Source organism: Mesorhizobium sp. M1A.F.Ca.ET.072.01.1.1 (genome assembly GCF_004023325.1).
Classification (GTDB): domain Bacteria; phylum Pseudomonadota; class Alphaproteobacteria; order Rhizobiales; family Rhizobiaceae; genus Mesorhizobium.
Map to the genome: position 1 here is coordinate 1 of NZ_RZSF01000325.1, position 7481 is coordinate 7481.

A 7481-nucleotide genomic window follows, 5' to 3' on the forward strand; every position below is an offset into this window, starting at 1 on the left:
GTGCTGGCGGGCGATGCCGTCGGCATCGCCGCCGAGCCGATGACCGCCTCGGAGGATTTCGCCCGCTTCCTCACCGAAGTGCCCGGCTGTTTCGTCTTTCTCGGCAACGGAAATTCCGCCCCGCTGCACAACCCGGCCTACGACTTCAACGATGAAGGCCTGCTGCATGGCGCGCGTTTCCACGCGGCGGTGGTGAGGCGAAGGCTGGCGGCGGGCGGCTAGCATCGCCCATTGTTTTTGGGGAGATGCCCGGCAGGGCAGAGGGGAGCGCTGTCCCCCGACTTTTTCAGCGAAGAGCGATGCCTGCCGATCGGTCACCGGCTTGATCGAGCTAATCAATGCCGCGATCCTTCGCGCTCTCTGCCCTGCCGGACATCTCCCCCCAAGGGCACCAGAAGGGGAGATTGGCAGCTTCACCCCAGTAACCCTTTCTTGTCAGCTTTCATGCACTATGCCCGAACGGGGACGGCAAGAACGAGGGCATGGCGGACGACAACAAACGCAACGGCGAATTCTGGGCGCTGGCGCTCGATCGCGCCCAGCTCGGCCTATGGGACTGGAATCTCGCGACGGGCGATTGCTACTATTCGCCGACCTGGTGGAAGATGCTGGGTTATGCCGAGGGCGAGCTCGATACCTCCGATCTGTGGCTGAAGCTCACTCATCCCGACGACTGCGAGCGAGCACTGGCGAGCGGCGACCGCCATATCGCTGGTGACACCGAGTCGATCGAGACGGAACTACGGCTGAAGCACAAGGACGGCCGCTGGGTCTGGGTGCTTGACCGCGGCGGCATCGTCGAGCGCGATGCCGAGGGCAAGCCGCTGCGCCTGATGGGCGTGCAGACCGATATCACCAGGCAGAAGGAGGCCGAGGCCGCGCTTGAGCAGGTCAATGTCCGCTTGCGGCTCGCGCTCGCCGCCAGCGGCACCGGCATCTGGCACTACGATATCGGCACCAACAAGAGCTATTGGGATCCGCGCACCAGGGAGATCTTCGGCCTGGTCAGCGATACCGACGAGGTGACGGCCGATCTCTGGCACACCTATCTCCACCCGGACGACAAGGAGGCCACCGAGCGCGCGCATCTGCCGCCGCCGGGCTCGAAAAGCGTCACCGCCACGCAATACCGTATCGTCCGGCGCGACGGCTCGGTCCGCCATGTCGAGTCGCTGGTGCGTTTGATCGCGGGCGCCGGCTCGGCCGGCCAGATCCTCGGCACGGTGCGCGACATCACCGACGAGACGAAGCGCGCCGAGGAGCTCGCTTACGCCGCCCATCACGATGCGCTGACCGGGCTGTGGAACCGCTCGGCCTTCGACCGGCTGCTCGCCGAAAACATCGGCGCGGCGGACCGGCTGCCGCTTGCCGTCTTCTATGTCGACCTCGACTACTTCAAGGCGCTGAACGACTATGCCGGACATGCCGCGGGCGATATCGCGCTGAAGAGCGTCGCCGGCGGCATCCGCGCCAGCCTGCCGCCCTCGGCCCACGCCGCGCGCCTCGGCGGCGACGAATTCGCGCTGCTGGTTCCGAACTGCAACGACGCTTGCGCCGAGCGGCTGGCGCGTGCCGTGCTCGCGGCGGTGCGCGACGCCGATCTCGGCCCCGCCGTGTCGTCCCGCAGGCTAGCCGCCAGCATCGGCATCGCCTTCGTGCGCGATCCCCGGACGACGGTAACCGATGCGCTCGCCTGCGCCGACGATGCCTGCTACGCCGCCAAAGCCGGCGGGCGCGACCGCTTCGCCGTGTTCTCGGCCGAAACAGCTTCCGGAGCCGGCGGCCTCAACGCAGCGCGGCTTGCCGCCGATCTGGTCGATGCCATGGAGACAGCCGGTTGAAGCTGTTCGGCCAGGAGATCCATCGCCTCGGCAGGCCTTGGCAAGACAGCCGCCATGTCGAGGTGCTGGCGCGGCTCGAGGGGCGCAACGGCAAGCTGATCCTGCCGGGCGAGTTCATGCCGGTGGCCGAACGCTTCGGCCTTGCCGCCCGGCTCGACCGCTGGATCATCCGCACGGCGCTGTCGCGCCATGGCAGGGCGATGCTCTCCGGCGCCGTCTCGCTCGGCTTCAACCTGTCGGCGCAGACGCTCTCCGATCCGCAGCTTTGGGATTTCGTCGACGCGGCGATCGCCGAGAACGGCGCGCCGCCGTCGGCAATCGGCTTCGAGATCACCGAGACCGCGGCTGTCACCAATTTCGACGCAGCGGAGGAATTCGTGCGCCGGGCAAGGCTGCGCCATTGCCGTGTCAGCCTCGACGATTTCGGCGCCGGCATGAGCTCGTTCGAATATCTGCGGCGCTTTCCTATCGATGCGATCAAGATTGACGGCTCCTTCGTCCAGCACATCGCCGACAGCCGCTTCGACCGCGAGATCGTCTCGGCAATCGCCGGCATCGCCCGCTCGATGGGCTGCGCCGTCGTGGCCGAGAAGGTCGAGGGGAAAAGCGCGCTGGAGATCCTCGTCGGCATGGGCGTCGGCTATGGCCAAGGCTATTTCCTGCACCGGCCAGAGCCGCTGGAGGCGATCGTGGCGCGGGCCGCGGCTGAGAAGCCACAAGCCCGGGTGGGTGTCGCAAGATAAACGACGGCCAAAATTGCGAGCACCCTCCGCGATTGCCGAGATCGAACAGCAGCTCGGCCTGGATCAGCTCGGCATTTCGCCCGATACAATGGTCCCGCGATCATCGACCCGCAGGACCCCGACCCGCTGGACCGGCGCTGGACAAGCATCTGGGCTGGATCGACGAGACCGCTTCGATCGCGTCTGGCGAAATTGGGGTCTACGGCAGTTGATGCGATGGAGAGCCAATCTCCTCCTTGGGGGAGATGCCCCGGCATGGCAGAGGGCGGCCGCCGGCGTTTACCCCATCACCCACCGCAATACCCCGGCCGAAGCCACGCCGATGACCACCGTCGGCAGCATCGACAGTCTTGTCGCCGCGAGCAATGTGATGGCGAGCGCCGCCAGGTCGGCCGGATTCTTCGACACGAAGTCGGGCGCGATCACCGAGATCAGCACGCAGCCAGGCGCGGCTTCCATCACGGCGGTGGCGCGTGGGCTGAGCGTGCGGTTCCTGAGCACGACATAGCCGCCGATCCGCGTCAAATAGGTGACGCCGGCCATGGCAAGGATGGCGAGAACGGTCCAGGGCTCGATCATTTCTCACCTGCCAGAAGCCAGGCGGACACCAGCCCGGACAGCGCGCCTGCCGCCACGTACCAGGCGCCCGGAACGACGAGATAAGTTGCCGCCGCCACCGCGAGGCTGACCAGCCAGGGGCGCGCCGCGGCAAAACCCTTCCACATGCCGCGCAGCAGCACCAGGAACACTGCCGGAAAGGCCATGGCGAAGCCGTAGCGCTCGACGTTGCCAAGCACCGGCCCGAGCGCCGCTCCGCAGGTCGTGAAAATCACCCAGGCAAGATAGAAAGGAAGGGCAGTTCCCGCATAATAGGCGAGGCTGAATGCTGGCCGCAGCCCGCCTGCCGCGCGGCGCTTCGCGTCGGCGAGCCCGAGCGCCCAGCTCTCGTCGCACATCAAGAACAGCGCGGGGAACGCCTTGCGCTTGGGCAGGTGGCGCAGGAACGGCGCAAGTGCCGCGCCCATCAGGAAATGCCGGCTGTTGACCAGCAATGTGATGGCGGCGATCAACAGCACATGCGGCGGCGAGGTCCAGAGCTGGATGGCGGCAAATTCGGAGCCGCCGGCGAAGTTGAGGCCCGTCATCAACGGCACCTCGACGACGCTCAAGCCCTTCTGCGCCGCCTGCGCGCCCAGCACGAGTGCGTAGGGGACAATGCCAAGCAGCACCGGCGTCGAGGCGGCGGCGCCCCGCCGGAATTCGGCGCCGCGTGCTTCGGCGGGAGGGTGGCCCAGGGTTATCTCGGAAACGCTCATGGCTCTTCTTCGGCCAGCCTTGCGGGGCGGCCTTCTCCGGTTGCTCGATGGTCGGTTATCGCTGGCCACCATAGCCGAAATGCTCCGCAATCGGGTTGCGAAGATGCGGGGTTTCTGCAAAGATTTGGCATTGGATAGCGAGAATTAAGACAATATTGGAATCGGACGCCATGAAGCTGGATGAGATCGACAAGCGGATCCTGCGCGCCCTGCAGCGCGACGGGCGCATGGCCAACAACGATCTTGCGAGAGAGGTCGGCCTGTCGCCGTCACCCTGTCTCAGGCGCGTAAAATTGCTGGAGGAGGCTGGCGTCATCGACCGCTATGTCGCGGTGCTCAACCCGGCCAAGATCGGTCGCGGTCATACCTTCTTCACTCGCATCTGGCTGAAGCAGCAGGACGAGGACACGATCGAGCATTTCGCCAGGGAGGTGGCCAAGCTGCCCGAGGTGCTGGAATGCTATCTGATGCTGGGCGACTGCGACGCTCTGGTGCGGGTCGTGGCGGCGGGCATCGAGGACTATCGCCGCTTCCAGTCCGAGCACTTAAGTCGCATCAAGGGGGTGCAGAACGTCAAGACCGACGTTCCCAGCCAGACGGTCAAGCAAACTTCGGAGATGCCGCTTTAGATCTTCCCTTTTCCGTTGAGGGAGAAGGTGGCCGCGAAGCGTCCGGATGCTGCTGGAAGGACCGCCGCGCGGCAATGAGGCGCCAGTTTCCCAGCGCCTCGTTTCGTCCCTATCGTCTCGGCGCTGCGCGCCTATCCGCCGGTCTCCGGCAAGGGAGAAGGTGAACCCATGCCTAATGATGCACGTGGTGCTCCGCGTTGCGTTTGCGCGTCGCCGCCGCCTTCTTGGCGGAAGCAGAACGCTCGGCCGCCGAGCGCGAGCTTGACGCTTTGCCGCCGGCCTTGCCGCCCTTGTGCGCCGCCGGATGGCCGGTGTGCTTGCCGCGTCCCGAGCCGCCCGCCTTCTTGCCGCCGCCATCGTCCTTGTTGACGGTCGCCCAGGCTCGCCGCTCGGCTTCCTTCTCCGAGACGCCGCGCTTTTCGTAGCCCTCGGCGATATGGTCGGCCTTGCGCTCCTGCTTGTCGGTGTATTTCGATTTGTCTCCGCGTGGCATTTTTCTTCTCCTGTTGCGCCGGGAGGAGCCGCTACGGCTCCTTCTTCGTTTTGACCGCGTCGCCGAGATCGGACCGCTCGGGGTCCTTGTTGTTCTCGCCGGCCGCGTCGCGATCCTCGTCGGGATCGTCCTTGGCTGGCAGATAGCCTCTCGGCCGATTGGCTTTCGGACCTTCCCAACGTGGCCATTGATCGGATGTGCCTGGACGTCCGGTACGGGGTGAATTGCTCATCATTGCCTCGCTTTCAGAGAGCCGGTCAGCCCTCGGCCTTCATGGTTCGTGCGATTTCAAGCAGCTTGTCGCGGTCGTGCCCGTGCTCGCGGATCAGCTCGCGCGCCTGCTTCGGTGAAAGGTCGGTGTTCTCGGCCAGGAACCGCACGTCCGGATCGTCGCCGCCCTTGGTCGGCAGCCTTGCGTCTTGTGCCGTTCGGCCAGCGCCCGGGCGATGTGGAAGTTTGCTTTTATCCATCGTTTTCTCCTTCCGATAACCAACCCTTGGCGAAAGGACTGGTTCCTTCGCCGAGCTGGCGATCGCGATGAGGCAGGGCGCCTGAAACGGGCGGCTGCGGTCGTGCGGGGCCGGGGCTATGCCTTCTCGTTTTCGTGCCCGCGCTCGGCAGCTTCCTTCTTGCGCCGCAGCACTTCGTCGGTGCCGACGATGTCCTTCGCGCCACCGCTGATGGCGGTGGAGACGACCGCGGGCGGATCGCTCGCCGGGAAACTATCTTCGAGACCGGACTGCAATTGTTCTTCCAGCGTGTCCGGGTTCTCCGAGCGTCCTTGCGTGCGGCGGCCGTCGATCTGTTCCACATCCTGTTTGGCGTCGGGATGCTCGCGCACATTGCGCAGCGTGGACACGACGAGTTCGATCGCGAACTCCTTCATTGCCTCGACGTCTCCCGTGACGACGTCCGCTTCTTCGATGACGCGGATGAGGGACGCCTCGACCTTGTCCATCTCGCTCTTGCCTTGGCAGCGCGCCAGCTTCTGGCTCAGGGCGGTGATGAGCAGCGGAGCGAAGGTCGAATAGGCCTGCATACGTGTCTCATCGACACGTTCGGGGTGAAGTGTGCGCACGGACATTGTTGCCTCCGTTCAAACGTCCTGCCGACGGCCGAGCCGCCGGGGTTTCGGAGGAACCAAGGGGAGGGGAAGAAGTTCCAAATTGGATGTTCTGGGCGGCGTCCCGCGAAGGGATCGCGGGACGCCTGCTTAAGCTCAGCGCTGGCCGCCCTTGCGGCCGGCTTCGGATGCACGTTCGCGGTCTTCGGCGAAGTTGCCGCTGCCGCCCCGGTGCTGACCTGAATCCTGCTGACGCATGTTGCGGTCCTCGGCCTGCTGCTGGCCGCGACGCTGATCGTCGCGGTTCTTGTGGCTCTGCTGGCCTGCTTTGACGTGCTGTTGGTGAGTTCCGCCTTGATTAGGCATATCTGCAGCTCCGTTGTTGGGGATTGGTCTTCGGGGTTTGATTCAAGGAGGTTCGACCGCCTTGAGCAATGAGAACCGCTGCCCGCGATCGATGTTCCCCCACGAAATATTTCGTGAATCCTTTTAGCCCGACCATTGCCGCGACAGCCTTGTCGTGCGTCGCCGGTCCGCGCGTGCGCCAGGGCCCGGGGCCACGGTCGGTCTCTTTCCTACGACTGAAGTCGGAGTGGCTCGCGCATTGGGCCCTCGACGGCAACCAAAGCGGAGGCTTCGAGTTGGTAGCGGTCGTCGACGAAGTCCCCTTCATCGGCGCCGTTTTGGGTGCCCGCCGTTTCCGCGCAAATGGCGGGCATCCAATACAATCCACAATCATTGGAACCAGGAAGTCGCGCGGCCGGCTTCGAAAGCGAGACGACGTTTTGACCTTTATTTCTGCAAAGCCCAATCTGCGAGAGCCCGAAAGCCTGCCCGCGAACGACAATCGCCTCTCCGTCCTCGCCGACACCTCGATTCTCCAATTCCTCAACGACGACGACGATGTCACCGACATCGCCAGGCGCGCCGAGCGCCTTGGCAATGCCGTGGTGATTGTGATGGCGCTTTGCCTGATCGTTGCGCCGGCGATTTACCTCACCCTGGCCTACGGCCTGTAGCCGCAAAAAACTCGCCGAGCCTTGCGGCTGTCTCGGCCGGCGCCTCCTCGGGAAAGAAATGCCCGCCGGGCATCGTCCCGCCGCTGACCCCGCCGCTGACGTCGTCGGCCCACTCCCGCCACAGTGCCAGCGGACCGCCCTCTCGCGCGTACCATTCGGCGAGCGCGCCATGTCCGCTCCATAGCGCAAGCATCGGGCAGCCGATGCGCCGGCCGGCTTTGCGGTCCGCCTGGTCGTGCTCACGGTCGAGCGTCGCTGCCGCACGGTATTCCTCGCAGATGGCGTGCGCGTGGGCTGGATCGCGCAAGGCCTCGGCATAAGCCTGCCGGACCTCGGCGGGAAAGGCGGCAGGCGAGGAACCCCAGCCAGCCAGCGCG

General features: G+C 65.4%; 13 protein-coding genes. 5 read left to right on the top strand and 8 right to left on the bottom strand.

Translation table 11 applies throughout. From position 1 onward, the window contains the following. From EOA32_RS30260 to EOA32_RS40210, 3 genes are all read left to right on the top strand, one after another. Nucleotides 1-222, top strand: a 222-nt coding sequence (locus EOA32_RS30260; protein WP_145971391.1) for a M20/M25/M40 family metallo-hydrolase, incomplete at its 5' end; no start/stop codon positions are given. Between the two features lie 260 nt (nucleotides 223-482). Continuing rightward, nucleotides 483-1841, top strand: a complete 1359-nt coding sequence (locus EOA32_RS40205) for a diguanylate cyclase (protein ID WP_245499429.1) — start codon at nucleotides 483-485, stop codon at nucleotides 1839-1841. Beyond that, nucleotides 1838-2584: an EAL domain-containing protein gene (locus tag EOA32_RS40210; RefSeq protein WP_245499430.1), complete on the top strand. Its 747-nt coding sequence runs from the start codon at nucleotides 1838-1840 to the stop codon at nucleotides 2582-2584. Before EOA32_RS40205 ends, EOA32_RS40210 begins: the two co-directional genes overlap by 4 nt. 279 nt (nucleotides 2585-2863) lie before the next feature. Here the strand turns inward: EOA32_RS40210 and EOA32_RS30270 are convergent, their stop codons facing one another. Beyond that, nucleotides 2864-3163 carry an AzlD family protein gene (locus EOA32_RS30270; protein WP_067322590.1) on the bottom strand — a complete coding sequence of 100 codons (300 nt, stop codon included), beginning with the start codon at nucleotides 3161-3163 and terminating at the stop codon, nucleotides 2864-2866. After that, nucleotides 3160-3900 (bottom strand): AzlC family ABC transporter permease, encoded by a 741-nt coding sequence (locus EOA32_RS30275; RefSeq protein ID WP_066998419.1) that lies wholly within the window; start codon nucleotides 3898-3900, stop codon nucleotides 3160-3162. The genes EOA32_RS30270 and EOA32_RS30275 overlap by 4 nt, the downstream gene beginning before the upstream one ends. A gap of 170 nt (nucleotides 3901-4070) precedes the next feature. Here EOA32_RS30275 and EOA32_RS30280 point away from each other — a divergent pair, with 170 nt between their 5' ends. After that, nucleotides 4071-4529: an Lrp/AsnC family transcriptional regulator gene (locus tag EOA32_RS30280; protein ID WP_066998416.1), complete on the top strand. Its 459-nt coding sequence runs from the start codon at nucleotides 4071-4073 to the stop codon at nucleotides 4527-4529. A gap of 172 nt (nucleotides 4530-4701) precedes the next feature. On the opposite strand, the gene EOA32_RS30285 is transcribed toward EOA32_RS30280, so the two are convergent. From EOA32_RS30285 to EOA32_RS40830, 5 genes are all read right to left on the bottom strand, one after another. Further along, nucleotides 4702-5022 carry a plasmid stabilization protein gene (locus tag EOA32_RS30285; protein ID WP_095778268.1) on the bottom strand — a complete coding sequence of 107 codons (321 nt, stop codon included), beginning with the start codon at nucleotides 5020-5022 and terminating at the stop codon, nucleotides 4702-4704. Between the two features lie 31 nt (nucleotides 5023-5053). Further along, nucleotides 5054-5257 carry a hypothetical protein gene (locus tag EOA32_RS30290; protein WP_066998411.1) on the bottom strand — a complete coding sequence of 68 codons (204 nt, stop codon included), beginning with the start codon at nucleotides 5255-5257 and terminating at the stop codon, nucleotides 5054-5056. A gap of 22 nt (nucleotides 5258-5279) precedes the next feature. Beyond that, a complete protein-coding gene (locus EOA32_RS30295) occupies nucleotides 5280-5492 on the bottom strand; it encodes a hypothetical protein (protein ID WP_066998409.1) in 213 nt (70 codons plus the stop codon). A gap of 116 nt (nucleotides 5493-5608) precedes the next feature. After that, a complete protein-coding gene (locus EOA32_RS30300) occupies nucleotides 5609-6106 on the bottom strand; it encodes a hypothetical protein (RefSeq protein WP_095778269.1) in 498 nt (165 codons plus the stop codon). A gap of 135 nt (nucleotides 6107-6241) precedes the next feature. Then, nucleotides 6242-6451, bottom strand: coding sequence for a KGG domain-containing protein (locus EOA32_RS40830; RefSeq protein ID WP_066998404.1), 210 nt, complete (start codon nucleotides 6449-6451; stop codon nucleotides 6242-6244). Nucleotides 6452-6870: 419 nt separating this feature from the next. On the opposite strand from EOA32_RS40830, the gene EOA32_RS30310 reads away from it, so the two are divergent. Continuing rightward, nucleotides 6871-7104, top strand: coding sequence for a hypothetical protein (locus tag EOA32_RS30310; RefSeq protein ID WP_067322613.1), 234 nt, complete (start codon nucleotides 6871-6873; stop codon nucleotides 7102-7104). Here EOA32_RS30310 and EOA32_RS30315 read toward each other — a convergent pair. After that, nucleotides 7082-7481 (bottom strand): alpha/beta hydrolase (locus EOA32_RS30315; RefSeq protein ID WP_145971392.1); only part of this gene is annotated, 400 nt, incomplete at its 5' end. The genes EOA32_RS30310 and EOA32_RS30315 overlap by 23 nt on opposite strands.